27 protein-coding genes and 1 tRNA gene are annotated in these 24,799 nt (G+C 72.2%); 13 read left to right on the top strand and 15 right to left on the bottom strand.

The window, feature by feature from the left end:
* Nucleotides 1-179: 179 nt before the first annotated feature.
* From AB0F81_RS23630 to AB0F81_RS23620, 3 genes are read left to right on the top strand one after another with little or no spacing between them, the layout of a single operon-like run.
* Nucleotides 180-2,252, top strand: coding sequence for a GAF domain-containing sensor histidine kinase (locus AB0F81_RS23630; RefSeq protein ID WP_360200641.1), 2,073 nt, complete (start codon nucleotides 180-182; stop codon nucleotides 2,250-2,252).
* Entirely contained in the window at nucleotides 2,249-2,905 is a 657-nt protein-coding gene (locus AB0F81_RS23625) for a response regulator transcription factor (protein ID WP_360200640.1), read from the top strand. The genes AB0F81_RS23630 and AB0F81_RS23625 overlap by 4 nt, the downstream gene beginning before the upstream one ends.
* On the top strand, nucleotides 2,902-3,744 hold the full coding sequence (locus AB0F81_RS23620; RefSeq protein ID WP_360200639.1) for a glutamate ABC transporter substrate-binding protein: 843 nt from the start codon (nucleotides 2,902-2,904) through the stop codon (nucleotides 3,742-3,744). Before AB0F81_RS23625 ends, AB0F81_RS23620 begins: the two co-directional genes overlap by 4 nt.
* A gap of 26 nt (nucleotides 3,745-3,770) precedes the next feature.
* Here AB0F81_RS23620 and AB0F81_RS23615 read toward each other — a convergent pair whose 3' ends face one another.
* The 5 genes from AB0F81_RS23615 to AB0F81_RS23595 all read right to left on the bottom strand — a co-directional run bounded on the left by AB0F81_RS23615 (nucleotide 3,771) and on the right by AB0F81_RS23595 (nucleotide 7,257).
* Nucleotides 3,771-4,532, bottom strand: coding sequence for a hypothetical protein (locus tag AB0F81_RS23615; protein WP_360200638.1), 762 nt, complete (start codon nucleotides 4,530-4,532; stop codon nucleotides 3,771-3,773).
* 122 nt (nucleotides 4,533-4,654) lie between these two features.
* Entirely contained in the window at nucleotides 4,655-5,710 is a 1,056-nt protein-coding gene (locus AB0F81_RS23610) for a hypothetical protein (protein WP_360200637.1), read from the bottom strand.
* Between the two features lie 13 nt (nucleotides 5,711-5,723).
* Nucleotides 5,724-6,251, bottom strand: coding sequence for a SigE family RNA polymerase sigma factor (locus AB0F81_RS23605; protein WP_360200636.1), 528 nt, complete (start codon nucleotides 6,249-6,251; stop codon nucleotides 5,724-5,726).
* Nucleotides 6,252-6,439: 188 nt separating this feature from the next.
* Nucleotides 6,440-6,526, bottom strand: a tRNA-Leu gene (locus tag AB0F81_RS23600).
* 89 nt (nucleotides 6,527-6,615) lie between these two features.
* On the bottom strand, nucleotides 6,616-7,257 hold the full coding sequence (locus AB0F81_RS23595) for a TetR/AcrR family transcriptional regulator C-terminal domain-containing protein (protein WP_360200635.1): 642 nt from the start codon (nucleotides 7,255-7,257) through the stop codon (nucleotides 6,616-6,618).
* 96 nt (nucleotides 7,258-7,353) lie between these two features.
* On the opposite strand from AB0F81_RS23595, the gene AB0F81_RS23590 reads away from it, so the two are divergent.
* Together AB0F81_RS23590 and AB0F81_RS23585 are read left to right on the top strand one after the other, a co-directional pair.
* Complete coding sequence (locus tag AB0F81_RS23590) at nucleotides 7,354-8,325, top strand: NAD(P)-dependent alcohol dehydrogenase (protein WP_360200634.1); 972 nt, start codon at nucleotides 7,354-7,356, stop codon at nucleotides 8,323-8,325.
* A 159-nt stretch (nucleotides 8,326-8,484) separates the two neighbouring features.
* Entirely contained in the window at nucleotides 8,485-8,661 is a 177-nt protein-coding gene (locus tag AB0F81_RS23585) for a hypothetical protein (RefSeq protein ID WP_360200633.1), read from the top strand.
* 8 nt (nucleotides 8,662-8,669) lie between these two features.
* Here the strand turns inward: AB0F81_RS23585 and AB0F81_RS23580 are convergent, their stop codons facing one another.
* The gene (locus tag AB0F81_RS23580) at nucleotides 8,670-9,287 is read right to left on the bottom strand and encodes an NAD(P)-binding domain-containing protein (RefSeq protein WP_360200632.1); all 618 of its coding nucleotides are present in this window, start codon (nucleotides 9,285-9,287) and stop codon (nucleotides 8,670-8,672) included.
* 65 nt (nucleotides 9,288-9,352) lie between these two features.
* Between AB0F81_RS23580 and AB0F81_RS23575 the strand changes: the two genes are divergently transcribed.
* The 3 genes from AB0F81_RS23575 (at nucleotide 9,353) to AB0F81_RS23565 (ending at nucleotide 11,982) form a co-directional block, all read left to right on the top strand.
* A complete protein-coding gene (locus tag AB0F81_RS23575) occupies nucleotides 9,353-9,700 on the top strand; it encodes a helix-turn-helix domain-containing protein (RefSeq protein ID WP_360200631.1) in 348 nt (115 codons plus the stop codon).
* A gap of 86 nt (nucleotides 9,701-9,786) precedes the next feature.
* Complete coding sequence (locus tag AB0F81_RS23570; RefSeq protein ID WP_360200652.1) at nucleotides 9,787-10,704, top strand: DMT family transporter; 918 nt, start codon at nucleotides 9,787-9,789, stop codon at nucleotides 10,702-10,704.
* A 42-nt stretch (nucleotides 10,705-10,746) separates the two neighbouring features.
* Nucleotides 10,747-11,982, top strand: a complete 1,236-nt coding sequence (locus tag AB0F81_RS23565; protein WP_360200630.1) for a hypothetical protein — start codon at nucleotides 10,747-10,749, stop codon at nucleotides 11,980-11,982.
* A gap of 12 nt (nucleotides 11,983-11,994) precedes the next feature.
* Here the strand turns inward: AB0F81_RS23565 and AB0F81_RS23560 are convergent, their stop codons facing one another.
* From AB0F81_RS23560 to AB0F81_RS23550, 3 genes are read right to left on the bottom strand one after another with little or no spacing between them, the layout of a single operon-like run.
* A complete protein-coding gene (locus AB0F81_RS23560) occupies nucleotides 11,995-13,047 on the bottom strand; it encodes a hypothetical protein (RefSeq protein ID WP_360200629.1) in 1,053 nt (350 codons plus the stop codon).
* Nucleotides 13,044-13,703, bottom strand: coding sequence for a response regulator transcription factor (locus AB0F81_RS23555; RefSeq protein WP_360200651.1), 660 nt, complete (start codon nucleotides 13,701-13,703; stop codon nucleotides 13,044-13,046). The genes AB0F81_RS23560 and AB0F81_RS23555 overlap by 4 nt, the downstream gene beginning before the upstream one ends.
* Entirely contained in the window at nucleotides 13,688-15,910 is a 2,223-nt protein-coding gene (locus AB0F81_RS23550; protein ID WP_360200628.1) for a histidine kinase, read from the bottom strand. The genes AB0F81_RS23555 and AB0F81_RS23550 overlap by 16 nt, the downstream gene beginning before the upstream one ends.
* A 125-nt stretch (nucleotides 15,911-16,035) precedes the next feature.
* Here AB0F81_RS23550 and AB0F81_RS23545 point away from each other — a divergent pair, with 125 nt between their 5' ends.
* Nucleotides 16,036-17,433, top strand: coding sequence for a CPBP family glutamic-type intramembrane protease (locus tag AB0F81_RS23545; protein ID WP_360200627.1), 1,398 nt, complete (start codon nucleotides 16,036-16,038; stop codon nucleotides 17,431-17,433).
* A 22-nt stretch (nucleotides 17,434-17,455) separates the two neighbouring features.
* Here AB0F81_RS23545 and AB0F81_RS23540 read toward each other — a convergent pair whose 3' ends face one another.
* Nucleotides 17,456-17,863: a hypothetical protein gene (locus tag AB0F81_RS23540; RefSeq protein ID WP_360200626.1), complete on the bottom strand. Its 408-nt coding sequence runs from the start codon at nucleotides 17,861-17,863 to the stop codon at nucleotides 17,456-17,458.
* Between the two features lie 10 nt (nucleotides 17,864-17,873).
* Between AB0F81_RS23540 and AB0F81_RS23535 the strand changes: the two genes are divergently transcribed.
* Together AB0F81_RS23535 and AB0F81_RS23530 are read left to right on the top strand one after the other, a co-directional pair.
* On the top strand, nucleotides 17,874-18,044 hold the full coding sequence (locus AB0F81_RS23535) for a PepSY domain-containing protein (protein WP_360200625.1): 171 nt from the start codon (nucleotides 17,874-17,876) through the stop codon (nucleotides 18,042-18,044).
* Nucleotides 18,045-18,240: 196 nt separating this feature from the next.
* Entirely contained in the window at nucleotides 18,241-18,900 is a 660-nt protein-coding gene (locus tag AB0F81_RS23530; RefSeq protein ID WP_360200624.1) for a Bax inhibitor-1 family protein, read from the top strand.
* A 51-nt stretch (nucleotides 18,901-18,951) separates the two neighbouring features.
* Here AB0F81_RS23530 and AB0F81_RS23525 read toward each other — a convergent pair whose 3' ends face one another.
* A complete protein-coding gene (locus AB0F81_RS23525) occupies nucleotides 18,952-19,560 on the bottom strand; it encodes a TetR/AcrR family transcriptional regulator (RefSeq protein ID WP_360200623.1) in 609 nt (202 codons plus the stop codon).
* 12 nt (nucleotides 19,561-19,572) lie between these two features.
* Complete coding sequence (locus tag AB0F81_RS23520) at nucleotides 19,573-20,547, bottom strand: alpha/beta hydrolase (RefSeq protein ID WP_360200622.1); 975 nt, start codon at nucleotides 20,545-20,547, stop codon at nucleotides 19,573-19,575.
* Between the two features lie 167 nt (nucleotides 20,548-20,714).
* On the opposite strand from AB0F81_RS23520, the gene AB0F81_RS23515 reads away from it, so the two are divergent.
* Nucleotides 20,715-21,173 carry a PepSY domain-containing protein gene (locus AB0F81_RS23515; protein ID WP_360200621.1) on the top strand — a complete coding sequence of 153 codons (459 nt, stop codon included), beginning with the start codon at nucleotides 20,715-20,717 and terminating at the stop codon, nucleotides 21,171-21,173.
* A gap of 144 nt (nucleotides 21,174-21,317) precedes the next feature.
* Here the strand turns inward: AB0F81_RS23515 and AB0F81_RS23510 are convergent, their stop codons facing one another.
* Together AB0F81_RS23510 and AB0F81_RS23505 are read right to left on the bottom strand one after the other, a co-directional pair.
* Nucleotides 21,318-22,565: a HAMP domain-containing protein gene (locus AB0F81_RS23510; protein WP_360200620.1), complete on the bottom strand. Its 1,248-nt coding sequence runs from the start codon at nucleotides 22,563-22,565 to the stop codon at nucleotides 21,318-21,320.
* A gap of 15 nt (nucleotides 22,566-22,580) precedes the next feature.
* On the bottom strand, nucleotides 22,581-23,261 hold the full coding sequence (locus AB0F81_RS23505; protein ID WP_360200619.1) for a response regulator transcription factor: 681 nt from the start codon (nucleotides 23,259-23,261) through the stop codon (nucleotides 22,581-22,583).
* A 102-nt stretch (nucleotides 23,262-23,363) separates the two neighbouring features.
* On the opposite strand from AB0F81_RS23505, the gene AB0F81_RS23500 reads away from it, so the two are divergent.
* Nucleotides 23,364-23,801 carry a hypothetical protein gene (locus tag AB0F81_RS23500; RefSeq protein ID WP_360200618.1) on the top strand — a complete coding sequence of 146 codons (438 nt, stop codon included), beginning with the start codon at nucleotides 23,364-23,366 and terminating at the stop codon, nucleotides 23,799-23,801.
* On the opposite strand, the gene AB0F81_RS23495 is transcribed toward AB0F81_RS23500, so the two are convergent.
* Nucleotides 23,798-24,796, bottom strand: coding sequence for a glycosyl hydrolase (locus AB0F81_RS23495; protein ID WP_360200617.1), 999 nt, complete (start codon nucleotides 24,794-24,796; stop codon nucleotides 23,798-23,800). The two genes, AB0F81_RS23500 and AB0F81_RS23495, sit on opposite strands and share 4 nt — an antisense overlap.
* Nucleotides 24,797-24,799 lie beyond the last annotated feature (3 nt).

Here is a 24,799-nt window from a genome sequence, read left to right as displayed (position 1 = left end):
GCGGGGCGCCTGAGCCGGGCGTCCTCCGCGGCGCGGGTGACGCGCCCGGGCACGGCCGGGTCCCGTCGCCGTCGGCGCCCATGACAGCGGGACCGTGTCCCGGGTGAGCCGGGACGAGTGCCGGATCGGGCAGGACATTCACACTGGAAGGCGCCGCCGGACGGGCACAGACTGTCGGGGTGAGGATCGCCCGGTTCGGTGCGGCAGCAGCGGCGGCGGCTTCGGTTGTCGTGGTCGCTGTCGCGTGGCGGAAGATCGCCCGGCCCAGCGAGGAGACCTGGTTCTTCGCGCCGGAGCCGTTCACCGGACCGGTCTTCGTCCTCGCCTGCGGTGTGCTGGCCCTGGTCTGGGCGATCACCGGCGCGATCCTGGCCGCCGTGCGCCCGCGCAACGCGATCGGCTGGCTGGTCCTCGGTGTGGGCATGTCGCAGGCGCTGGCGGTGTGCATCACCGCGTACAGCGGCTATGGCCTGCTGGGCAGCTCGCCGTCGTGGGGCGCCTACTTCGGGCCGGCGCTCTACCTGCCCGGCTGGTTGATCCCGCCGACGTTGCTGCTGGCCCTCTATCCCGACGGCCGGCTGCCCGGCGTGTGGTGGCGATGGCCGGTCGGTACGGCGATGGTGTCGATCGTCGTACTGATGCTCTGCATCCCGTTCCCGGTCGTCGATCCGGTCGCGGCCGGCGGCTGGGGCATGGTGCCGCGCTTCCCGCAGCGGCTGGCCGACGTCCTGGTTCCCGGTCCGCGCGTCTACGACCTGGGCGTCTTCCTCTCGACCGACGTGGACGCCAGGATCCCCGCCCTGCCGCCCGCGTGGGCACAGTGGAGCCGGATCAGTTCCTGGACGTTCACGCCTCTGCTCGTCCTCTCCATGATCATTATCTGGGTCGGCACGGTGCTGCGGCTCGTCCGCGCCCCGTTTCCCCGCCGCCAGCAGCTGGTTCTGCTGGTCTGCATGGTGATGCCGTTCCTGGCCGCGTCGTTCTTCGTGACCGCCAGTTTCGCCAATGTGCTGATGCTGCTGCCGCTGCTGCTCGTTCCCATCGCGGTGGCGGTCGGCGTTCTCCGGTATCGCCTGTTCGGCATCGAGACGGTGCTGCGGCGCGGACTGGTCTACGGCATGTACACGGCGGTGGTGGTGGCCGCCTACCTCGGGGTCACGGCTGCGGTCGGCACAGTCGTGGGCGCCGCGCTGGACAGCCGGCCGCTGCCGGGTGTGATGGCTGCCGCGGCCGTGGCGGTCGCGCTGGCGCCGGCGCGCGATCGGCTGCAGCATGCCGCCGACCGGCTGTTGTACGGACAGCGCCGCGATCCGATTCAGGCGCTGACCTCGCTGGGCGAGCGGATGGCCGGGACCGGGCAGGGCGATCTGTTGTCGGCCGCGCTCACCAGCGTCGCGGCTGCGGTGCACGCGCCGGGCGCCAGCCTGATCGGCCCCGACGGCAGCCGGCTCGCCGGCGTAGGCGCCGAGGAGCCGGCGCAACCGACCCTGAGCCTGCCGCTGCACTTCGGTGGCACGGCGCTCGGCGAGGTACGGGTGCTGCCCCGCCGGCCCGGCGAGGTCTACACCAGCGCCGACGTACGGCTGCTCGCGGTGCTCGCGCTGCAGGTGGCGATGGTGGTCCAGGCCTACCAGCTGACCGAGCAGTTGGAGGCGGAGCGGGACCGGGTGGTCACGGCGGCCGAGGCGGAACGCGACCGGCTCCGCGTGGACCTGCACGACGGGCTCGGTCCGTCGCTGTCCGGCATCGGGCTCGGGCTGGAGGCTCTCGCTGACACCGACCGCAGCCCGCTGTTGCGCCGCATCCAGAACGAGGTGGCCGTCGCGCTGGCCGACGTTCGTCGCATCCTCGACGACCTGCGACCGGCCGCACTGGACACGATGACGCTGTCCGAGGCCATCCGCCGGCACGCCGCCACGGTGTCGTCGAAGGTTCCGGTGGTGTTCGACGCGTCCGCTCTGCCGAGCCTGCCGGCCGATGTGGAGAACGCCGCCTATCGGATCACCACCGAGGCGCTGACCAACGTCGCCCGGCACGCCGACGCCCGGCACGTCAGGGTGAGCATCGCCGCTCCGGACGGCGCCCTCTGCATCGTTGTGGCCGACGACGGGCACGGCACCCGGTCGGCCGTCGCCGGCATCGGGCTGACCTCGATGCGCCGCCGTGCGGAGAACCTGGGCGGACGCTTGGAGATCAACTCGGGAAGCGCCGGCACCACCGTCACCGCCACGCTGCCCCTGGAGCCGTCATGACCGATCCCGTACGGGTTGTTCTCGCCGACGACCACCCGATGTTCCGCTTCGGCCTCATCTCCGCCATCGCCACCAACCCGGAGATAGAGATCGTCGGTGAGGCGGCCGACGGCCGCGCCCTGCTGGCCCTGGTCGAGGAGACCGGTCCGGACGTGGTGATCACCGATCTGACCATGCCGGGCCTGGACGGCGCGGCGGCCACCCGCGCCATCCTCGCCCGGCACCCGGAGATCAAGGTTCTGGTGCTGACCATGCACGACGAGAACCAGGCGCTGATCGGCGCGCTGCGCGCGGGCGCCCGCGGCTACCTGCTGAAGGGCGCCGACCGTACGGAGATCACCCGGGCGATTCTGGCGGTCGCGGCTGGTGAGTCGGTGTACGGCACCGGCGTCGCCCACCGCATCAGCGACTTCTTCGTCGGCGCGGACCAGGACCGGGCGGCGACGGTGTTCCCGGAGCTGACCGACCGGGAACGGCAGGTGCTGAAACTCGTCTCGGCCGGATGCGGCAACCACGACATCGCGCGTCAGTTGTCGCTGTCGGAGAAGACCGTGCGCAACCATGTCTCGGCGATCCTGTTCAAGCTGCACGTGAGTGACCGGGCCGCGGCGGTCGCCAAGGCACGCGACGCGGGGCTCGGCGATCCACGATGAAACGGCTCGTGCTCGCCGTCGTCGCCGGTGTCCTGCTGTCCTGTCTCGCGTGCGCTCGTCCGCAGGCGATGCAGTTTCCGGCCGGCACCACCATGCATCGGCTGCAGCAGAGCGGGCAGATCCGGATCGGGGTGAAGTCGGACCAGCCCAGCCTCGGGTTCCTCAACCCGGCGACGAACCACTACGAGGGTTTCGACATCGAGATCGCGACCATCGTGGCCGCGGAGCTCGGTCTGAGCCGCAAGCGGATCACGTTCGTGACCACGACGTCGAAGGTTCGGGAGACCTATCTGATCGACGGGCGCGTCGACATCGTCGTCGCCTCGTACTCGATGAACGATCAGCGGCGCGCCCTCGTCGGACAGGCCGGTCCGTACTTCCGGACCGGCCAGCAGCTACTGGTGCGGCGGGCCGACCGGCACGTCATCAGCGGGCCGGACCAGATCGGCCGGCGCACGGTCTGCTCGGCCAGCGGCTCCACCTCGATAGACAAGTGGGAGCAGTTGTACGGCACCGTCCCGGTCGCGGAGCTGACCTACACCAAGTGTGTCCAGCGTCTACTGACCCGCTCGGTCGACGGCGTCACCACGGACGGCGTGGTGCTGCTCGGCTACGTCGCTCAACTCCCGACGAAGCTGGCTGTGGTGGGCCCGGAGTTCTCCGACGACGCGTACGGGATCGGCTATCCCAAGGGCGACCGCGCGTTCTGTGAGTTCCTCAACGGCGTCATCGCGAAAGCCGAGCAGGACGGCCGCTGGAGCAGGGCCTTCCACGAGACCTTGGGCCGAGCCGGGGTACGTGCTCCGGCCAAACCGGCACTCGAACCCTGCCGGGACTGACCGGTGGTGGCCGCCGCCGGGGCCGGTCAGCAGCCGGTGCGCTCGGTGGACAGCGCGATGTCGTCGATCCAGAGGTCGAACCGTTTCGGCGTGGTGCCGCCCTGGTAGAGCTGCCAGCCGATCTTCACGGTGTTCACCGCGGGCAGGAGGAACGGCACATCGTTGCCGCCATGCTCGGTAGTGGAGGCGGTCAGCTCCGGGTTCGCCCGGCCGTCGATCCACACGGCGACGCGGTTGTCCGCCGGGTCGAGCATCCATTCGAAGCACTGCCAGGTGTCCTCGACGACCGGGGCCGACTCGCGCCAGTTCGTCCAGTCGCCGGTGGGCCCGCCGTCGGCGCCGACACCCCAGAAGATGCCGGGGACGGTGGGCGCGTACTGTCCGCCGATCGGGCGGACGATCTCCGGGCTGCCGGTGCCGGTCGCCTCGACGAGCGTGAAGTGCGCCCAGTCGGGGGCGGTGGGGAAGGCGTCGACGCGCAGGCGCATCCGGCCGAAGAAGCGGTTGCCGGGCGCGGCGAAGTCGTCGACGGTCAGGAAGGCACGGCCGTTGTCGACGGTGCGGATGTGCAGCACCTTGTTGCCGTGGCGGGCGCGCTCCACGGTGAGGGTTCCGTTGCGGGTGTCGACGCCCCAGTTCAGCGTGCTGGGACCGCCGGTCGGCAGCCGGTCGAAGTCTTCGCAGAAGAGCAGGTCGCGCGTGCAGTGGTCGCGGTGGCCGGCTTCTGCCGGTCCGGCCATGGCGCCGAGCATCAGGGCGGTGGTGATGGTGGCGAGCAGCTTCCGCATGGTTCTCCTCACAGGTCTGGGAGCGCTCCCAAATCATCGCAGGTCGTCGATTTATTGCAAGCCTGGATGACGCGGCGGCTCTGACCGGCGGTGTTGCCGGTCGGAGCCGCCGTGGTGCTAAGTCACGGCCGGATGTCGGCCCAGCTGCCTTTGTCGCGGACGTCGGTCAGCTTGATCCCGTCGAGGACCTTCCGCATCTCTGCTGGCGAGAGGCTGCCGGCGTTGCTCGCCACCTCGACGGTCACCTTGCCGTCCTCGAGGCGGCTGCAGAGGTTCGCGATGCACCCGGGCTCGGCCGGCTTCGGGTCCTCGGACACCATGATCTGGAACGCGCCCCACATCATGTTGTCGTACGGCCCCAGCAGCCCCTTCTTGGGCAGCCCTTTCTTGGCGAACAGCACACCGCTGTGCTCGGTGTCGCTGGTCCCGCCGAACCCGTCGAGGCTGCCCGTCGTCTGCTCGCCCACGGCGAACAGTTGATAGCCGGCCGGGATGTAGCTGAGGGTGAACGGCGCCTTGGCCGGCCGGGCGGCGGCCCCGGTCAGGCCGCCGGCCGTTGCCTCGAGCTGCTGCATCGTCGGCAGGTCGGCCTGTTCGGCGATGCTTTCCAGCACCGCCCAGGCGTTCGGGGCGTACTCCCAGGCCAGCGTCTTCTGCGACGGCCCGTGCCCGATCTGGCGCTCGCTCTTCAGCGCCCGGTGCCCGGCCACGGTGGAGTTCGCGCCCCCCAGCTTCTGCGCGGCGTACGCGCCGGGCCGGTAGACGGTGAGGCGCGCGGACAGACTCGGGCCCGTCAGCGACTCGTGCCGGCCGACGATGCGGCTGTCCGTCCCGTCGACGAGCACCGAGGCGATCTGGTAGGCGTTGGACGCCACGATCGGGTCCTGCACGTGGACCGGCCCGACCGAGTACGCGGAGAACGTGAACTCGAACGGGTCCGCCAGCAGCGGACCGGCCGCGGCTCTCGTGACGGCGGGCGGGTTCGCTGCCGGGGCCGTTGCGGTGCCCGTCCGCTGTGCCGCCGGCACCGAGACGGCCGTCGCCACGGCCACGCCGGCCACGGCCACCATCGCCAGTCCGGCCGCCGCGAATCCCGTCCGGCGCCGCCGCTGCTCCCGCCGCCCGGAGGCGACGATGTCATCGACGCTCACTCGTACCGGCGGACCGTCCTCGGTCATGACATCCACCACCTCATGCACGTGCACTGCCGCACACCTCCGCATCGCTCAGTTCGATCTGCTCGGCCGCCAGCAGGTCGCGCAGCCGGCCCAGCCCGCGCGAGACCTGGCTCTTGGCGGTGCCGAGACTGCAGCCCAGCACCGTCGCCGTCTCCTCCTGCGACAGCCCCAGGTAGTACCGCAGCACCAGCGCGGCCCGCTGCCGCGGCGGCACCTCCCGCAACGCCGCCCGCACGTGCAGATGCTCGTCGCTGACCGACGCGGGGTCGTGCAGCGGCACGTCGGGCATGGCGTCACCGGCTGCCCGCTCCCTGCGCCAGGGGCGTCGCGTCTCGTCGATCGCGGCCCGGTACACCATCGTCTTGACGTACAGGTCCGGTCGGTCGAGCCGGCGCCACCGCGGGTACAGCTTGGCCAACGCGGTCGCGACCGCGTCCTCCGCCGTGTGCCAGTCCCCGCAAGTCACGTACGCCAGATTGCGCAGCGGCACCAGCTGCGCGGCGACGAACTCACGGAAGGCTCTCTCCTCGTCCGCTTTCACAGCGGTAGAACGGTCCGTCGCCGCCCGAACGTTGCACGCTCCAGCAAAGTCATCGCCCGCATCATGGCACCGGATCGCATCGAAAAGGCCGCGACGCTGAACAGCCGCATCGGCCTGCGGATGACCGCCCGCTCTGCCGGAAAACAGTGATCGCCGAGGTCGTGACCCCGGCGATTCGTGTCTTCGATTGGTGTCCGAGGGGGGACTTGAACCCCCACGCCCTATACGGGCACTAGCACCTCAAGCTAGCGCGTCTGCCATTCCGCCACCCGGACTTGCTGACGAAGAACTTAACAACCCGCCTCCCGGCCCCGCAGGCCAGGGGGGTCGTTTCGCCGCCCGGCCGGGCGTGATATTGCAGGCCTCAGCCCCGCAGGCGCTCCAGGCCGTCGAGGATCAGGTCGAGGCCGAAGGCCAGATCCGGCTCGCCGGGATGATTGCCGGCGCCGACCAGCCGGGTCATCTCGGCCATGTAGGGAAACTGGCCGCCGGCCAGCATGTGCAGGTGCGCCGACGCCACCTCCGCATAGTCGGCCTCAGCGATCGGGAAGCTGAGTTTGCGCAGCGTGAACCCGTAGATGTAGCTGTCCATCGTGTTCCACGCGTAGTCCGTCAGCTGCCATGAGAACCCTGCCTCCCGCAGCGCGCCCAGTGTGAAGTCGATGTAGCGCAGCATCGCCGGCCCGGTGTTCGTGCGGGACATCAGCAACGCCGGCGCCCAGGGATGGCGCATCAGGACCTGGTGGGCGGTGGCGCCGCGGGAACGCATCGCCTCCTTCCAGCCGTCGGCGGTCGAGGGCAGGGTGATCTCGCCGATGACCAGGTCGACGATGCCGGCGAGCACGGCGTCCTTGTTGGCGACGTGCCGGTACAGCGACATGGCCTCGACGCCGAGCTCCTGGCCGAGGCGGCGCATGGTCAGCGCGTCCGTGCCGCCCGCGTCGGCCAGAGCCAGGGCGGCTCGCAGGACACGGTCGCGGCTCAGTGGCTCGCGGGTGGGTGTCATCCATGTCTCCGGATTCGGGCTTGCGTTCTTGGGCGACCCTACCGCACGCTTGCTTACGTCGTAAGCTTACAACGTAAGCAGGAGGGTGGGAGACCCATGAAGGCGCTCGTCCAACTCGGATTCGGGACACCGGGCAGGCTTGAGCTGTGCGACGTCGCGACGCCCGCGCCCGGCCCGGGGGAGGTGCTCGTCCGGGTCCACGCGGCCGGCCTCAACGCGGCGGACCGGCTGATGCTGCGCGGCGAGCCGTTCGCGATCCGGGCCGGTGCGGGCGGCCTGCGCCGGCCGCGGCCGGGCTTCGTGACCGGCAGGGCCTTCGCCGGCCGCGTGGAGTCGGTGGGCTCGGGGGTCGACGATCTCCGGGCTGGTGACGAGGTGTTCGCCGAGGGAACCGGCGCGATCGCCGAGTTCGCCCGGGTCCGAGCGCGCCTCGCGGCGCCCAAGCCGGCCACCATGACCTTCATCGAGGCGGCGGCCCTTCCGCTGGGCGGCACGACAGCCCTCCAGGAGGTACGGGACGCGCTCCGTGTCCGGGCCGGTCAACGGGTGCTGATCACCGGCGCCTCGGGCGGGATCGGCACGTTCGCGGTGCAGATCGCCGCCGCGAGAGGTGCCCGCGTCACGGCTGTCTGCGCGGGCCGCAACGCCGAGCTGATGACCTCGCTCGGCGCCGAGGCGGTCGTCGACTACGAGACGACGACGGCACCGGGCGAGGGATACGACGCGATCCTCGACCTGGCCGGCAACTACCCGCTTCCGGTGCTGCGCAACGCCCTCGCGCCCGGCGGCGTGCTGGGCCTGTCGGTCGGCACCGGCGGCCGCTGGCTCGGTCCGGCCCGGCGCATCCTGGCGGCGAAACTCACCACCCGCCGGGCGCGCAGCCTGGTCGCCCGGCCCGGCCGCGGCGACCTGATCGCGCTCGCCGCCATGGTCGAGGAGAAGCAGGTCCGGCCGGTCATCGACCGGGTGTACCCGTTCGCCGAGGCCGGCGCCGCGATGGACCACATCGACCGGGGCCGCGTCGCCGGCAAGATCGTGGTGGAGGTCGCCGGTGACGGATCGTCGTGATGGCGGCAGTCCGGTGCGGACCCCGGCGGCCCGGCGCCGGGGCGTACTGATCCTGTAGTCGCGTCGGCGGCCTGGAGTGGCTGCCGGGCCGCGCGGTTTGGCGTACCCCGAAAGGTGTTGGGGTTGGCCCGGCGCTGCAAGAATGCGGGGATGGAGGATGTGCGCAACATCTCAGACGATGACATGCGGGCCAGCCGCGGCATGAGCCGGCGGTTGTTCTTCGGCCGGACCCTCGGGGTGGCCGGGGCGGCCGGCGTGCTGTTGGCGCTCACCGGCTGCCCGGGCGGCGACGGGGATGACGACGACGGCGGCGACGACGAGGGTGACGACGACTGAGCGAGCGGTTACACCTCGGCGGGTGACGGGAAGGCGGCGCGCGGCTGGCCGCCGGACCACCACATGCCGATCGCGAGCGCGGCGGTGGCCTCCAGGTAACCGGCGCGGGCCAGGCCGCCGCACGCGGCCGGGACGCAGCCGATCGAGCTGATCAGCGTTTCGATGACGGCGGCCGCGGCGGGATGGTCCGTGCAGTACGGGACGGTCAGCGGCACGTTCTCGAACATCGGTGGGCGCAGCGTCCAGATGCTGACGTGGCACAGGTTGAACGCCTTGACCACGTGCGCGCCGGGGGCCGCGGCCGCCAGCTGCCGCGCGCCCGATCCCGGGTCGAGCATCAGGCCGTCGCCGGTCGGGCTGATGGCGTTGGTGCAGTCGATGACGGTGCGGCCGGCAAGGCCGCCGGCCAGTTGCGGGGCGACCGTCGCGGGGACGGCCAGGAGGACGGCGTCGCCGTGGCGGGCCGCGTCGTCGAGGCTGCCGTGGCCGGCGGCGCCGACGGATTCGGCGGTCAGCTTCGCCTTCCGCGGATCACGGCCGCCGATCAGTACGTCGTGCCCGGCCGTGGTCCAGGCGCCACCGAGTGCCGCCGCCATGCCGCCCGTTCCGAGGATTCCTATCTTCATGCGGCGACGGTAGGCAGGCCGATGGACACCGAATGGTGTCCGACGGCTCGGGGAGGATGGCGGGCATGGACGAGTACACCGCCGACTGTCAGGCTCGCGTGGCGTTCGAGGTGCTCGCCAACCGGTGGGACAGCGTGGTGGTGTTCACACTCGCCGCCCACGGTCCGATGCGGCCGGCCGTGCTGCGCACTCGGATCGGCGGGATCAGTGCCAAGGTGCTCAACGACGCGCTGCGCCGGCTGGAGTACAACGGGCTGGTGGCGCGTCAGCCGTACGCGGAGGCGCCGCCCCGCGTCGACTACGAGCTGACCGAGGCGGGCAGTGCGCTGCTGGAACCGATGCGGGCGATGGGCGCCTGGGCGACGCGGTACGCCGGCGCCGTCCTCGACGCCCAGCAGCGGTATATGGCGTGAGATTGTCGTACCCCTCGGGCAGAGTGCCGGGGGTGACCACCCGTACCGCTCCTGACCTCCCGGCCGCGGCCGCCGCCCCCGGTGACCTGGGTCGATGGCTGCCCAGCTATCTGGCGCTCGCCGCGATCTGGGGCACCAGCTTCCTGTTCATCAAGGTCGGCGTCCGCGAGCTGCATCCGCTGTGGCTCACCTTCGGCCGGGTCGCCGCCGGTGCGCTGATCCTGCTGGCCGTGCTCGCCGTCACCCGCGACCGGCTGCCACGCGACGCCCGGCTGTGGGGGCACCTGATGGTCGTCGCGCTGCTCGGGGTGGTGCTGCCGTTCACCCTGTTCGGGTTCGGCGAGCAGCGGGTGTCGTCGGTGCTCGCCGGCATCTGGAACGCGGCGACGCCACTGGTCGCGCTGCCGCTGGCGGTGCTGGCCTTCCGCACCGAGCGGATGACCGTGCGCAAGGCGGCCGGCATCGGCATCGGCTTCGCCGGGGTGCTGGTCGTGCTCGGCGTGTGGCGTGGGCTGGGCGGTTCCCAGTTCACCGGGCAGCTCATGTGTTTCGGCGCGGCGATGTGTTACGCGGTCGCCATTCCGTACCAGAAAAAGTTCATCGCCGGCCGCGCCGGCAGCGGGGTGTCGATGGCGGCCGCCCAGCTGCTGGCGGCACTGGCCCAGCTCGTCGTGGTGGCCCCGCTGCTGGCGGGAGCGCCGCCCGACCCGGCGGGGCTCTCCACCGATGTGCTGCTGTGCGTGCTGGCGCTCGGCGCGCTCGGCACCGGTGTCGCGTTCGTGCTCAACTTCCAGGTGATCCGGTTGGCCGGCGTCAGCACGTCGACCTCGGTGACCTATCTGATGCCGGTGGTCGCGACCCTGGTCGGCGTGACGATCCTGCACGAGCACCTGCACTGGAACCAGCCGGTCGGCGCGGTGATCGTGCTCGTGGGGGTCGCCGTCTCCCAGGGCCTGCTGTCCCGGCGACCAGGCAGCCGGAGCGGCCCGGATCAGCCGGGCTGACCGGCTTCGATGGCTGTGGCGCTGGCTGGCATGATTCCGGTGGTGTCGCGACGCCTCCTTGCCACTGTGGCCGTCCTGTTCCTGACCGCCTCGTGCAAGCTTCCCGCCGGCGACCCGGGCGGGTGGACCGCCGACACCAAGGGCCGCACCGGGCTGAGCAAGGTCCCGGCCACCGATCTGGGCTTCGTCCGGCACGGCAACACGGTCGACTGGCCGGCCGCCTCCGACTGGGTGCCTCCGGGCAGCGGCCTGCGCGCCCTGCTGCCGACGGCGGACTGCGTGCTGGCCCTCGGCGACTACCAGAACGGTCACCGGGCGGTGACCGCGAACTGGACCGGCCCGTCCACCTGCGACCGGCTCCGGCTGAGCCCGGCTCCGGACCGGTCGGGCAGCAGCGGTGACGGCCCGCCGGACGCGGTCGGCGGCTGGCCCGGCGGTGGGATCAGCGCCGACGCGGCGATCGTGCAGCCCGACGGCACCATCCTGGCCGCCGCATCGGACGGGCTGAGCGCTTACCGCAACGGGCAACGGCAGGAGCTCGCGCGAGCCGACCTGTCCACCGTCGGTTTCGAGGGCAACGGATCCCGCAGCCTGGTCCGTGGCCTGGCCCGGACCAACAGCGGGCGGATCATCGTCAACGCGGACCTGACCACCTCGATCGGGCCGCCACCGGCGGTGCTGATCTCCGGCAACGGGGGGAGATCGCTGCGCCGCGCCGACCTTCCGGCCGGGCCGCGGTCCGACAGCCGGCAGCTGCTGGCCGTGCTCGCCGCCGACGGCGACACGGTCGTGGCGATCGGATACGGCTGGCCCCGCGTCGGCGCGTGGCGTTCGTCCGACGGCGGCCGCACCTGGGAGGTGTCCACCATCGACGGCCTGCCGCAGCACCTGATGCTGACGCGGCTCGTGCGAGCCGGCGGGCAGTGGCTCGCGTTCGGTGCGGTGGATCGGACCGAAGCCGGCGAGCAGGACGCCCCATATGTGCTGACCAGCGCCGACGGGCTCACCTGGAAGCCGGGCGGAACCACCGGGATGGGGGCCGGCCGGGTCTCCGACGTCACCGTCGACCAGTCCGGGACGGTGCTGGTGACCGGCGTGATCGACGACTCCCGCCCGGGCGCCGACGACTACTGCGGGGTGCTGTGGGCCGGCGACGGCTCCGCGCCGTGGCAGCGCGGCGAGCTGGGCTGCAGCGACTCACCGCCGCAGGCGATCACCACGCTGCGCGACGGCCGGGTGCTCATCGCCGGCAACCGGGACGTGTGGCTGCGTGGCTGAGGGCGCCGCGGGTCAGTCGCCCTTCATGTAGAGCACGTCCGCTCGCCGGCTGGTCGAGACGTCCCGGAAGAAGCGGCGCACCACGCGGTGGGCCCGGCGCGCCGACACCTTGCGGGTGATCGCGCGGCTCTCGTACGTGTAGGAATGCGACCGGCTGCGAAGCCGGCGCAGCCTCGTGCTCTGCACGACGCGATTCAGCTCGGCGATCCGCTGCTGCCCGAGCCAAGGCTGGTCCGGCTCGACGAGAGCGTCCAGCGTCTCCGGCAGCTCGGGTGGATTGCCGGTCGCCACGCGAAATGCCGCCCACGTCGCCTCGTCGAGGACACCCGCCCACGTCATCGCCGGGTTCCGGAGATGCACGAGAAGGGGGAGGAAGCGGCTCTCGGAAGGGATCCGCTTGAGATCGCCGTTGGTTCTGACCCAGCCGTTTCCCCAGGCGTCGTTGAACCGGAGGACGACGAAGCGCGGCGTGCCGAGCGTCTCCGGCGGGGCGCCGGCGCGGCGGCGGTAGACGGCCGACGGGTGCGGCGGATCGAGCGGCACCACCTTCAACTCGTCGGGATGGATCGGGCCGAGCCGTGCCGATAGGCGGACGTAGGTGTCCCACCCCCTGCTCGGCACGACGGTGACGCTCCAGTCGAACACGGCGCTGCTGGAACGGTTCGACACCCGGACCGACCGGGGATCGCGTGTTCGGGCCTCCCGTCGTCGGAAGAGGTCGCGAAACCGCGGCCGTGAATCCGAGCTGTGCGGTTCGGCGGTGTCACCGGCAGTCTGTTCGTCCCACGCCGCCCACGCCGTGACCTTGAGAGCCTCCGCCCGGTGCTCCGCATGGAGAAGACCCGCCTGGCTCTTCGTGAACTGCCGGTAGGCGAAAACCACGGCGACAACGGTGCCGAACCCGGCGGCCCAGTCACCGAGCGAACCGACCACATCCGCGTCGAACCCGTCCGGACCCCGGCGGGTCAGAAGCAGGAAGATCTGGAGCACCGCGACGCCGGCGAGGACCGCCACCGTGATCACCGCGCCGGTCGGCCAGCGCCGGCCCTCGGGAGACTCGTTCATCGGGGCCGGGCCAGCCCGAGGTCGTAGGCGACGATGGTGGCCTGCACCCGATCGCGGGCGCCGAGCTTCGGCAGCAGGGCGTTGACGTGCGCTTTCACCGTGCCGGCGGCGATGCCCAGGGCCTCGCCGATCTCGGCGTTGGACAGGCCGGTGGCCAGGTGGGTGAGCACGTCACGCTCGCGCGGGGTGAGCCGGGCCAGGCGCGGGTCGTCGGGGCGGGCCGAACTGACCGCGCCGGTCGCGAACGCGTCGATCAGCCGGCGCGTCACCGCGGGGCTGAGCATCGCCTCACCGGCGGCGACCACGCGGATCGCGGCCACCAGCTCGGCCGGGTCGGAGTCCTTCAGCAGGAAACCGGAGGCGCCGGCGCGCAGCGCCTGAAAGACATAGGCGTCCTGGTGGAACGTGGTCAACACCAGCACGCGAGGCGGATCATCACCGGCGGTCAGCCGCGCGGTCGCGGTGAGACCGTCCATGCCAGGCATGCGTACGTCCATCAGCACGACGTCGGGCCGCAGCCGGGCGGCCAGGTCGAGCGCGGTCACGCCGTCACCGGCCTCGCCGACCACCTCCATGTCGTCCTGCGAGCCGACGATGGCGCAGAGGCCGGCCCGGATCATCAGCTGGTCGTCGACGACGATCACCCGGGTGGTGATGGCGGCACCTCCTGATCGATGGCGGACCCGGGCACACCCGCGGCGGGGCCGGGCGCCTCGGCATTCGCGGGGTGGGATTGCGCCAGGCCTGGCTGGGGGAAGGCGGGTTGCGGCTGTCCGGGTTGCGGTACTGCGGGTGGGGACAGGCTGGGCTGGGGGAAGGCGGGCTGCGGCTGTCCGGGTTGCGGCAGTGCGGGTGGGGACAGGCTGGGCTGGGGTGAGGCCGGCCGGGAAGCGGCAGGCTGCGACAGCGCGGGCTCGGGCTGCTCGGGCTGCTCGGGCTTCACCGGGCCGAGGCCGTCGAGCAGGCTGCGCATCGCTGCCAGGGCGTCCTTGCCGGCGTTCAGCACCGCGGGCAGGTCGGCTGCGTCAGCGGCTCTGGGCACACGGGCCGCGTGCTCCAGGACAGCGGTGTGCAGGCCGGCCGCGACCCGGGCCCGTTCGTCGCGGGCCCGCAGCTCAGCCTGGGCGGCGACCGCGAACACCGCATACTCCTCGCGGTCGATGCGGCGCTGCCGGCGACGCCGCGCCAGGTGGCCGGCCAGCCAGCAACCGAACACCGGGACGGCCAGCAGCACCGCCGCGAACACCGTGAACGCGACCATCAGGACCAGCGCCATGATCGGACCGTCGGGCGGCGGCTGGCCCTCCGGCGGGGCCTCGAGCATGACCAGCAGCGCCAGCGCCAGCGCGCCGGTGAAGACAGCGGCGAGCGGCGCGAGCCACGTCAAACCGGGACGGGATCCGCGATTGGCGACCGCGTGGACGGCCGCCAGGTCCGCGCCGGCGCTGAACACGAACAGCCAACTCCCGCCGACCGGAACCACGCCGGTGACCAGCAGTAGCGGACCCAGCCAGGTGGTCAGCGCGACCGCGACGAACGCGGCCCACGGATACCGCCGCCGCCACAGCAGCGGCGCGGCATGCGCCACGACCGCCAGCAGCGCCAGCACGGTCGCCGCCGGCTGCGCGCCGGCCTCCTCCGCGAAGATCGCCACACCGGAGAGCGGCAGCGCCAGCGTGAGCAGCATCAAGGCCAGATCGATCACCACCTGGCTGCGCAACCAGCCAGGACCTCGGGGTACGGGGGCAGCGGGCGGCAGCACCGCTCGTACCCGCCAGCCCCGATCGACGCGTGGGCCGGCCTGCACGCTTCCGCCCAGCAGCGCCGCCCGTTCCCGCATCCCGGCGAGGCCCCGTCCGCTGCCGAGCCCGGAAGTGGCCGGCGTGGAACCGCCGTCGTCCTCCACCAGCAGCTCGGTGCCCTCGGCGCCGTGGGAGAGCCGGACACGCACCGTGGCACCCGGCGCATAACGCAGAGTGTTGGTGAGTGCTTCCCGCGCGATGCCGTGCACCACCTCGGCGGCAGCCTCGGTCAACCCGTCCGACGACCCCGGCATCTCCAGCGTGACCACCTGCCCGAGTTCGCGGAAGTCATCGGCGAGGTCGGCCAGACTCGGCGCCGCCGGCTCGGTGGGCAGGACCGCCACCAGCCGCTGCAGGTCGGCGAGCGCTTCCCGCCCGGTGCGGGCGGCGAACGCCAGAGCCTCGGCGCGCAACTCCGGGCGCTGATCGCCGAGGAACTGCGCGGTCGACGCGTTCACCACGATCGAGGTCAGATGGTGGGCGGTCACGTCGTGCAACTCGCGCGCCAGCCGGCGCCGCTCGGCCTCGGCCGCCTCCCGCCGGGCCTGCTCGGCCTCGGCGAGGCGGCGCGCGGCCGACTCCCGGTCGGCGTTCCATCGGCGGCGCAGGCGCCCGGCCGAGGCCACCACCGCGTACGCGAGCGCGCCGATCAGAATGTCCCCCGGATCACCGTCGGTGACGAGGGTGTCCGCCGTCAGCCAGACGGTGAGCCCGGCCAGGACCAGCGCCGTGGTCCGCCGCGAGCACCGCACCGCCGCCGCGAACACCGCGACCAGGTCGGCGGTCGACATCACCAACAGCGTGTCCTCCGGCACGAAGAACACCTGTTCCGGGGCGATCCAGCCACCGATGGCCAGGGCTGCCGTGATCACCGCGACGACGGTCACCGGCCGGTGGTGCCGGAAGCCGAGCACGACGGCGATCAGCGCGACGACGGCGGTGACCGCGCTCAGGCGTACCGGATCGACCTGATCGCCGCGGGCCAGGACGACACCCGGCCAGTACGCGAGCTGAGCCGCCGCCAGCAGCGCGGGCAGCAGCCAGATCTTCCAGCGAGCCATGATGCCGACAGACTATCGGGGCGCTCCACCACCCTCGGTCAGGGCGGATCTATGCCCCAGGGTGGGGGTCGAAATCCGGCCGCGGCCAGATCCGCCGGATGCGCGCGCCCGACACACTTTCAGGCATGCTGATTCCACCGCCGCCGTCGATGCCCTATCACCGCCTGGCCCGGACAGCCGCGCACCGCTGGTGGCGCCCGGTCCTCGGCACGCTCTTCATCGCCGTCGCCGGCGTGGCCCTGACGATGGGGGTCTTCCTCGTCGTAGCGCTGGCCGCGTTGATCGCCGGGCAGCCGGAGGTCGACGGCATTCCCAGCTTCGGAGAGCTGACCGACCTGGCGGTGGCGTTCCTGAGCATCGCCGTCCTGCTGCCGGTCGTGCTGCTAGCGGCCCTCTGGATCCAGCGCCGTCCGCCCGGAACCCTGTCGTCGGTGACCGGCCGCCTGCGCTGGCGCTGGCTGATGACCTGCCTGCCGGTGGCGTTCGTGGCGATCGTGCTCTTCGTCGGCGCCGGCCTCGGCCTGACCGCGGTGACCGGCCAGGACACCGGGCTCGACGACAGCCTGGCGGGCTGGGGCCCGTTCGCGGTGTCGATGCTGGTGCTGCTGCTGGTGGTCCCCGGCCAGGCCGCCGCCGAGGAGTACCTGACGAGAGGCTGGCTGCTCCAGGCTTTCGGAACGTGGTTGCGCTCGCCGTGGCTGCCGATCGCCGTGCAGGCCCTGGTCTTCGCCGCCCTGCACGGCTGGGGCACCGCCTGGGGTTTCGCGGACCTGCTGCTCTTCGGCGTCGTGGCCGGCTGGCTGACCGTGCGCACCGGCGGCCTGGAGGCCGCCATCGCGCTGCACGTCATGAACAACCTGGTCAGCTCCGTGGTAGCCGCCGCCTACGGCGAACTGGGCATGGACCAGACGGCAGCGGACATGCCCTGGCAGATGGCAGTCGCGGACGTGCCGGTGCTGCTCGGCTACGCGGCCGTGATCCTCTGGCTGGCCCGCCGCCGCAATCTCGCCACGCTCAGCCCGGCGACGCCGTTCCAGGTCCCGACGCAGCCGGCGGGCACCTGGGCAATGCCGCCAGCCCTCGGCCCGATGGCGCCGCTGCCGCCGGCGGCCGGTGCTTGGCCGATGCCGGCGGCAGGCGCTCCGGTGGCACCCGGGCAGCCGGTCGGTGGCGCTTGGCCGATGCCGGCGGCAGGTGGCCCGGTGGCGCCTGGGCAGCCGGTCGGTGGCGCTTGGCCGGTGCCGGCGGCAGGCGCTCCGGTGGCGCCTGGGCAGCCGGTCGGTGGCGCTTGGCCGGTGCCGGCGGCGGGCGGTCCGGTAGCGCCGACGTGGCCGGTGGCTGGAGCTTGGTCGGCGCCGGTGGTCGGTGGTCCGACGGTGCCGGCGCAGGCGGCGGGTGGTCCGGCGGTGCCGATGGAGCCGGCGGGTGATGCCTCGGAGCTGCCGGCAGATCGGGGAGCACCGGCAGGTGGCGAAGGTAGCCAACAACCCGAGGTGGGACGGCACCCTGAGAACAGCCGGTGATCCCACTCGCCTTAGCCAGGCCTTAGCGTTGCCGCAGCGTGCCGATAGCCGATCTCCGGCGATCTTGATCAGGTCGGATCGAGCAGGAGGTCAGCAGGATGATGAGCAAGCGGAAGTGCACCGGGGTGGTCGTGGCGGTCGGGGCTCTGGCGGTATTGGGGATCGCGGGCACCGCGCTGGCGGCCACCGACACGCCGAGCCCGTCCGCCGAGGCCACAACAGCTGCGCAATTGACGGTCTCGCCCGAGCCGTCCGAGACCGCATCGCCGGAGACCGCGTCATCGGAGACCGCGTCGCCGGCGTCCGCATCGCCGGAGGCGTCGAGCTCGGCGCGCAGTAAGCCATCGGAGTCGGCGAGCGCCACACCATCGAGTTCGGCGACCACCGGCGGCAGCAACGGCGCGACGAAGATCAGCGCGAACGCCGCCAAGGTGATCGCGGTGCACGCCGCCGGCGGCGGCCGGGCCGTGAAGATCGAGCGGGAGACCGAACACGGCCGCCAGGTCTGGGACGTCGAGGTGCAGAACGGTTCGATCGAACACGACATCGACGTCGACGCCACAACCGGCGAGGTGCTCCGCCACAAGCGCGACGACGACAGCGACGACTGACACGGCAGCAGCGATGAGGGGCGCGGCGGCAGCGACCACCGGCGCGGCAGCAGTGATGAAGGGCACCGCGGCAGCAAGAGGCCGCGAGGACTGAGCGCCCGGAGTGAACACGGCCGCCGGGCCGCAGCCCGGCGGCCGTCCGGGATCACCCCTGGCGAATGGTTACGTGGCCGCCGTGACGGGCCACCGTGATGTCATGGACAACACGTTCGCGTACCGGCCGGCCGGGACCGTAGCCCGCGACCGCGGCCACACCCTGTTCGCCCAGACGATGGGATACGTCGCCGCCACCACGGGACTGTTCGCCCTCGGCGCGTACCTCGGGCGCGACCTGCCCGCCCTCGCCGCGCTTCTCGCCTATTTCGCCTCGTTCGCCGCGCTGATCGGCATGCAGTTCTCGGTCCGCCGGTCGAAGCAGGCCACGGTCGGTCTGCTGGCCGCCTTCGGCCTGCTGATGGGTGTGGCCGTGGCGCCCACGCTGGTCTACTACGCCAGCACCGACCCGCAGGCACTGTGGCAGGCCGGCGCCGCGACCGCGCTGTTCGTGGCCGGCTTCGGCGCCGCCGGATACGCCACCCGCCGCGACCTCACCGCACTCGCCCGGATCTGCTTCTGGGCCCTCGTCGCGCTGATCCTGTTCGGCATCGTGCTGATCTTCGTGAACATCCCGAACGGCGCGCTGATCTACTCCGTGCTCGGCCTGGTGATCTTCGCCGGCTTCATCATGTTCGACTTCCAGCGCCTGCGCCGCTCCTCGAACGCCGAGTCCGCACCCCTGCTGGCCGCCTCGATCTTCCTGGACATCCTCAACGTCTTCCTCTTCTTCCTGCGAATCTTCCGCGGCGGCAACCGCTGACCCGCCGCGGGCAGGTGACCGGACGCCACGCCAGACCGGCGACCGGACCGGTCAGCTGGTGCCGCGGCGGACCAGGTCCACCAGCGCGTCGGCTCCCGCGAGCGTGTCGAACGCCGGGTCCTGCATCGACTCCGCGATCAGAGCGTCGACCGCGCCCCCCAGCATGATCGCCAGCACCCGCGAGTCGACCTCCCGCCGGTAGGCCCCGGACTCCTTGGCCGCGTCGATCAAGGCCGCCAGCGCCTGCCAGCGGGCCGGCGAGGACGGCTGGTCCGGGATCGAGCTCTCCCCGTCGAGCGCCTCGACGATGACGCGCACATGGTCCGGATGCTCGGCCAGGTGGCCGATGAGACCCCGCAGGTAGGCCTCGACCGCCTGCGCCGGCCCTTCCGCCTGCTCCACCAGCGCACCCACCCGCGTGGTCAGCTGGCTGATCACCTCCAGGTAGGCGGCCCGCACCAGCGCCGCCTTCGAGGCGAAGTGGTAGAGGACCGCCGCCTTCGTGACGCCGGCCGCGTCGGCGATGCGCTGCAGGGAGCAGCCCGCGTAGCCGTGTTCGGCGATCACCCGGATGGTCAGGCCGACGAACTGGGCGCGGCGCGCCTGCTCGGTGAAGGTGAGCGGCCGGGCTTCGCGGGCGGCGCGCGGCGTGTTCGGCATGCTGCTCCGGTGTCAGGCGGTGGACAGGAAGGCGGCGACGTCGGCCGCGATCCGGGCGGGCTGTTCGCCGTTGACCGCGTGCGAGGCGCCGTCGTAGGTCAGTACCGTACGGTGCCGCAGCGTGGACGACGCAGTCCGGGCGGCCTCCCGCGCGTCGTGCACGACCGACTCCCCGGCGATGATCACCAGGACCGGCAGGTCGATGGCGCGCAGCTGCTCCGCCGTGAACCGGGCGGGTGCGGGGCGCTGGATCGCGTAGTTCCGCATCCCCGACTCGACCAGGTCGGCGAGCGGGCTGTCCTCGACCGGCGCACCGCCGGCGGTCCAGCTGTTGAAGGTGTCGCGCCAGCTTTTCGGCAGCCACCGCACCGACGCCGGCAACGATCGCACGATCAGCTCGAACGGCAGGTCCGCGAAGGTCACCGCCGGGTCGATCAGGATCAAGCCGGCGATCTTGCCGGGGTGGTGGACGGCCAGGTTGGTGGCGGTCCAGCCGCCGAACGACATGCCGACCAGGTGGATCCGCGGCTCCGGCAGCTGCCGCAGCACCTCGTGCAGCCAGTCGGCCTGCTCACGGTGCGTCTCGATCGGCCGGTCCTGGATGCTGGCGCCCGGCTCACCGAGCAGGTCGACCGAGTAGACGGTGCGCAGCCGCAGCAGCGAGGGCAGGTTGTCCGCCCACATCGGCGTCGACGCCGCCCAGCCGGGCAGCAGCATCAGCGGCTCGGCGTCCGGCTCGGCGTCCGGCTCGGCGCCGGCGAAGCGGTAGACCCGGACCAGGCCGTAGCCGGTCCGGACGTCCAGCGTGGCCGCGGGTCGCGGCAGGTCGGTCATGGCTTTCTCGTACGCCGCGGTGAAGTGGTCGTGCCCCTCGGCGGAGGTGAAGTGGCCGACCGGAGCGCTGCCACGGGCGACATAACCGCCGGTGACCAGGACGAGCGCGGCAACAGCGGCGGCCAGCAGCCACCGGCGTCGGATCGTGATCACGGAAGTTCCCTCCTCGAGGTTGCACTTACCGTTCGGTTAGTAATCTAACCAAGCGGTCAAATCTGTTAGCCGCGTCTTAGCGTTGCCGCAGCGTGCCGATAGCCGACCTGGCGGGATCGTGAGGGTGTCCGATCAACTGGGAGGTCAGAGAAACCATGAAGGTGAAGATGCGTACCGGCGTTGTGATCGCGACCGGAGCCCTCACGGTGCTGGGGCTCGCCGGCGCCGCGATGGCCGCCGACACGCCGAGCCCGTCAGCTCCGGCTTCCGTCCCGGCGTCGGCCACGGCTGAGCCCGCCCCGAGCGGCTCGGCGAGCAGCAGCAGCGGCACCGGTGAGACCGCGATCAGCGCTCAGCAGGCCCAGGCCATCGCGGTGAAGGCGGCCGGCGGCGGCCAGGCCGAGGACGCCGAGCGGGAGAACGAGCACGGCCGCGACGTCTGGGACGTCGAGGTGCAGAACGGCACCGTCGAGCACGACGTCGACGTGGACGTGACCACCGGTGAGGTGCTGCGCCACGAGCAGGAGGACGACAAGAACGACGACGCGGACGACAAGGACGACGCTGACGACAACGACGACAACGATGACAAGGACGACGACGCGGACGACGAGAACGACGACTGACGATTCGCGGTGACGAGAGGCGCTGGGCGACAGCCCGGCGCCTCTCTGCCATCTGCTTGAGCCCGGCGGTCGCGCATCGGCCTTGAGTGGCACCCGGATCGCGCGGAACGGCAGGAACTGTTCGAGAGCTCGTACCGAAAAGGATCAGGAACCGGCCAGCTCCAGCCGGACCACCGCACCGCCGGCGGAGCCGGCGCCGACGTCGAAGCCGACCGCGACCTTGCGGGCGATGTCCAGGCCGAGTCCGGTCGACCCGCCGCCGGAGGCGCCGCGCCGGGCGGCCGACGGCGCGAAGCCGGGCCCCTCGTCAGCGACCGTGAGGATCGCGCCACCACCCGGCCGGGCGGTGAGGGTGACGGTGAGCGCCGTGCCGTCCGGCGTGTGCGCGAAGACGTTGCCGAGCAGCGCGTCCAGCGCCGCCGCCAGATCGTCGGCGGCGACCGCGACCGGCAGCGGCCCGTCCGGCAGGTCGCGGTGGATCGGCCGGCCGGTGTCCTCGGCGAGGACCGCCCAGAACGCCACCCGGTCGCGCACCACCGCGGCCGCGTCGCAGCCGGTCGCGGCCGGTGGCGCGTCCCGGCGCCGGGCCTGCTGGATCACCGCGGTCACCGCCCGGGCGACCTGGTCGGCGGCCGCCGCCACCCGGGCGGATTCGTCGGGGTCGCGCAGCGACTCGGCTTCCAGGCGCAGCGCGGTCAGCGGGGTGCGCAGGCGGTGCGACAGGTCGGCGACCTGTTCGCGTTCGGCGGCGAGCAACTCCTGGATGCGCCCGGCCAGGTGGTTCAGCGCACCGGCGACTTCGCGCAGCTCCCGGGGCCCGGCCGGTTCGGCGCGGGCGGCCAGGTCGGCACTGGCGAGCCGGTGCGAGACCTCGGAGAGCTGGGTGATCGGTGCGGTGATCGCGCGGGCCAGCCGGTCGGCGACCAGCAGGCCGAGCAGCACCAGCGTCAGGCCGAGCCCGGCCAGGATGAGCCAGGCGCGACCGACGCCGCGGTGGAGTTCGGCGTCGGTGACCAGGGTGCGCACCACCGTGGTGCCACCGGAACCAACGACCGGCACCACCAGTTCCTGACCGTCGTCGGTGATCACGGTCAGCGCGCGGCCGCGGGCCGCGGCGAGGCGGACCGCTGCGGTGGGCGCGGCGGGCGCGCCCAGCACGGTCCCATCGGGCAGAAAGACCGTGACCGGTACGGGCTGGGCCGTCACCGTCAGCCGGAGCGCGTTCACGTCCCCCGCACCGACCAGCGGCACGATGGTCTGCACCACGTCGTCGGCCCGGCTCAGCGCCCGGTCCGCGGCGACCTGCCGGACCAGCACCGCCATCGGCACCAGGAACGCGAGCAGCACCAGCAGGGTCGTGCCCGCCACCAGAAGAGTGAGCCGTTTACGCATTTTGCCAGCCCAGTCTCACGCCGGCTCGCTCAGCTTGACCCCGACCCCGCGGACGGTGTGCAGGTAACGCGGCTCCTGAGCGGTCTCGCCGAGCTTGCGCCGCAGCCACGACAGGTGCACGTCGACGGTCTTGTCCGCCCCGCCGTACGGCACCTGCCACACCTCACTGAGCAGCTCCCGTTTCGTCACCACCTGCCCGGCCCGCTGCGCGAGGTGGTGCAGCAGGTCGAACTCGCGCGGACTGAGCTCCACGTCGGCGCCGTCGAGGGTGACGGTCCGCGCCGCCGGGTCGATACGCAGCCCGCCCACCGCGAGTTCCGGGCTGGCCTCCGCCGTGCCGCCCCGGCGCAGCACCGCCCGGATCCGCGCGTCCAGCTGCGCGGCGGTGAACGGTTTCACCACGTAGTCGTCGGCGCCCGCGTCGAGCAGCCGGACCATCTCGGTCTCCTCGTCGCGGGCGGTCGCCACGATCACCGGCACCCGGCTGACCGCGCGCAGCATCCGCAGCAGTTCCCGTCCGTCCAGGTCGGGCAGGCCCAGGTCCAGCACGATCAGGTCGGGGCGTTCGGCGAGGGCGGTCTGCAGCCCGTCCATGGCGGCGCCGGCCGCGGCGACGGCGTGCCCGCGCTCGCGCAGGGCCCGCAGCAGCGTGTTGCGGATCGCCGGGTCGTCCTCGATGAGCAGCAGTCGGGCCACGGCCGAAACGGTATCCGGCCGGGTGGCCCGGCCGGTGGTTCTTAACCGTCCCTTAGCCGTGGCGGGTGCTCGTCTTAGCCCGGTCGGGCTCATAGTGGGCTGGTGCGACTCTTCGACCGGCAACCTCTGCTCATCGCCGCGGGCTGGCTCTTCGCCGTGGTTCTGGCGGTGCTGGTCGGCGTGGTGGGGATCGGCCTGGTGGGCGCGGACCTGACCTCCCGGCAGGGCGCGCCGGTCAGCGAGGACCAGGTGGAGCGGGAGTTGCAGGGCCTCGGCACGGCACCGCCGGCGCCGTCAGCGACGGCCTCGCCCTCGTCGTCACGCCCAGCGACCGGCCGTTCCTTCACCTTCCCGGCCGGGACGGTGGTGGCCGACTGTGGGCGGATCCTGTCGATGGCGCCGGCCCAGGGGTGGGCGGTGCACGAGCAGGACGACGACGAGGGCGAGTTCCGGTCGGTCGGTGACCCGAGGGACCGGTTCGAGGTGGAGCTGACCTGCGTGGGCGGGGTGCCCCAGCTGCGGGTGGCGGTCGAGGACTAGCTGAGCCGGACTTCGCCCTGGTTGAGCACCCGCGGGTGGAAGTACGCGGCCTGGATCTCGGCGTTGCTGTTGTTGCCGCGCAACTGCTCCGACCAGACCATGAAGTACGCCCAGCGCGGCTGCGACGTGAGCAGCGACGAGTTCGGCACCTTGCCCATCTCGGCGATCGCGATCGGCTTGCCGGCCGCGATCGACTGCATCTGCTGGTAGTCACCGGACGACGGGTGGCCCTTGTACCAGACGTCGAGCGACACCACGTCGGCGTAGTTCGACCCCGGGTAGTAGTTCGACCAGCCGCCGGCCGGGTTGTCCTGCACGTTCCACACCCAGATCAGATTGGTCAGGCCCTGGCTGTCGAAGTAGTCCTTCATCTGCTGGAAGATCTTCGCCCCGCCGTTGGCGCCGGGCCGGCCGCCCCACCAGTTCCAGGTCTCGTTCATCTCGTGGAACGGCCGCCACAGCACCGGCACCCCGGCGTCGCGCAGTTGCCGCAGGTAGGGCACGACCTCGGCCATCCGGCTGCGCCACGTCTGGTTGAGCGCGGTGCCGCCGGTGACGATCTGCTGGAACTGGGCGTCGCTGATCCGGGTCTTGACGCCGCCCTCGAACTCGCAGGTGGCCGGCCCGGTGGGGGTGCAGGCGTGCCAGGTGAGCGCCACCAGCGAGCCGTTGGCCCACTCCTGTCTGGCCTGGTCGACGACCCGCTGCCGGTTGGCCTGGTCGGTGGCGCGGAACATCATCTCGCCGCCCCACAGGCCCGGCCACTGTCCGGTGACCGCGTTCACCTGGGCGGTGTACGCGCCGGGCGCGCTGGCCGGTTCCTTGTTGTGCTGGCCGGAGACGATCGACGTGCCGGTGATCGACCGCAGGTAGTTCAGGACGGTCGCCTTGCTGGTGGCGGGGAAGGCCGATGCGGCGGGGGCGTGCTGGATCATCGCGGCGGCGCCGAGCAGCAGCGCCGCCCCGATGACCAGCGGGGGACGGGGGATTCGCACGTT

Origin of the sequence: Actinoplanes sp. NPDC024001 (genome assembly GCF_040638955.1) — a bacterium.
In the GTDB taxonomy this organism is placed as follows: Bacteria; Actinomycetota; Actinomycetes; order Mycobacteriales; family Micromonosporaceae; genus Actinoplanes.
The sequence above is the reverse complement of the archived record's forward strand: the minus strand, read 5'-3'. Positions and strand labels throughout refer to the sequence as shown.

Excerpts from the sequence above, each read along its gene's own strand:
- AB0F81_RS23625 (WP_360200640.1), top strand. The coding sequence starts at position 2,249 with ATGACCGATCCCGTACGGGTTGTTCTCGCCGACGACCACCCGATGTTC.
- AB0F81_RS23620 (WP_360200639.1), top strand. The coding sequence starts at position 2,902 with ATGAAACGGCTCGTGCTCGCCGTCGTCGCCGGTGTCCTGCTGTCCTGT.
- AB0F81_RS23615 (WP_360200638.1), bottom strand. The coding sequence starts at position 4,532 with ATGCGGAAGCTGCTCGCCACCATCACCACCGCCCTGATGCTCGGCGCC.
- AB0F81_RS23610 (WP_360200637.1), bottom strand. The coding sequence starts at position 5,710 with ATGACCGAGGACGGTCCGCCGGTACGAGTGAGCGTCGATGACATCGTC.
- AB0F81_RS23595 (WP_360200635.1), bottom strand. The coding sequence starts at position 7,257 with ATGACACCCACCCGCGAGCCACTGAGCCGCGACCGTGTCCTGCGAGCC.
- AB0F81_RS23590 (WP_360200634.1), top strand. The coding sequence starts at position 7,354 with ATGAAGGCGCTCGTCCAACTCGGATTCGGGACACCGGGCAGGCTTGAG.
- AB0F81_RS23580 (WP_360200632.1), bottom strand. The coding sequence starts at position 9,287 with ATGAAGATAGGAATCCTCGGAACGGGCGGCATGGCGGCGGCACTCGGT.
- AB0F81_RS23575 (WP_360200631.1), top strand. The coding sequence starts at position 9,353 with ATGGACGAGTACACCGCCGACTGTCAGGCTCGCGTGGCGTTCGAGGTG.
- AB0F81_RS23560 (WP_360200629.1), bottom strand. The coding sequence starts at position 13,047 with ATGAACGAGTCTCCCGAGGGCCGGCGCTGGCCGACCGGCGCGGTGATC.
- AB0F81_RS23550 (WP_360200628.1), bottom strand. The coding sequence starts at position 15,910 with ATGGCTCGCTGGAAGATCTGGCTGCTGCCCGCGCTGCTGGCGGCGGCT.
- AB0F81_RS23545 (WP_360200627.1), top strand. The coding sequence starts at position 16,036 with ATGCTGATTCCACCGCCGCCGTCGATGCCCTATCACCGCCTGGCCCGG.
- AB0F81_RS23530 (WP_360200624.1), top strand. The coding sequence starts at position 18,241 with ATGGACAACACGTTCGCGTACCGGCCGGCCGGGACCGTAGCCCGCGAC.
- AB0F81_RS23525 (WP_360200623.1), bottom strand. The coding sequence starts at position 19,560 with ATGCCGAACACGCCGCGCGCCGCCCGCGAAGCCCGGCCGCTCACCTTC.
- AB0F81_RS23515 (WP_360200621.1), top strand. The coding sequence starts at position 20,715 with ATGCGTACCGGCGTTGTGATCGCGACCGGAGCCCTCACGGTGCTGGGG.
- AB0F81_RS23510 (WP_360200620.1), bottom strand. The coding sequence starts at position 22,565 with ATGCGTAAACGGCTCACTCTTCTGGTGGCGGGCACGACCCTGCTGGTG.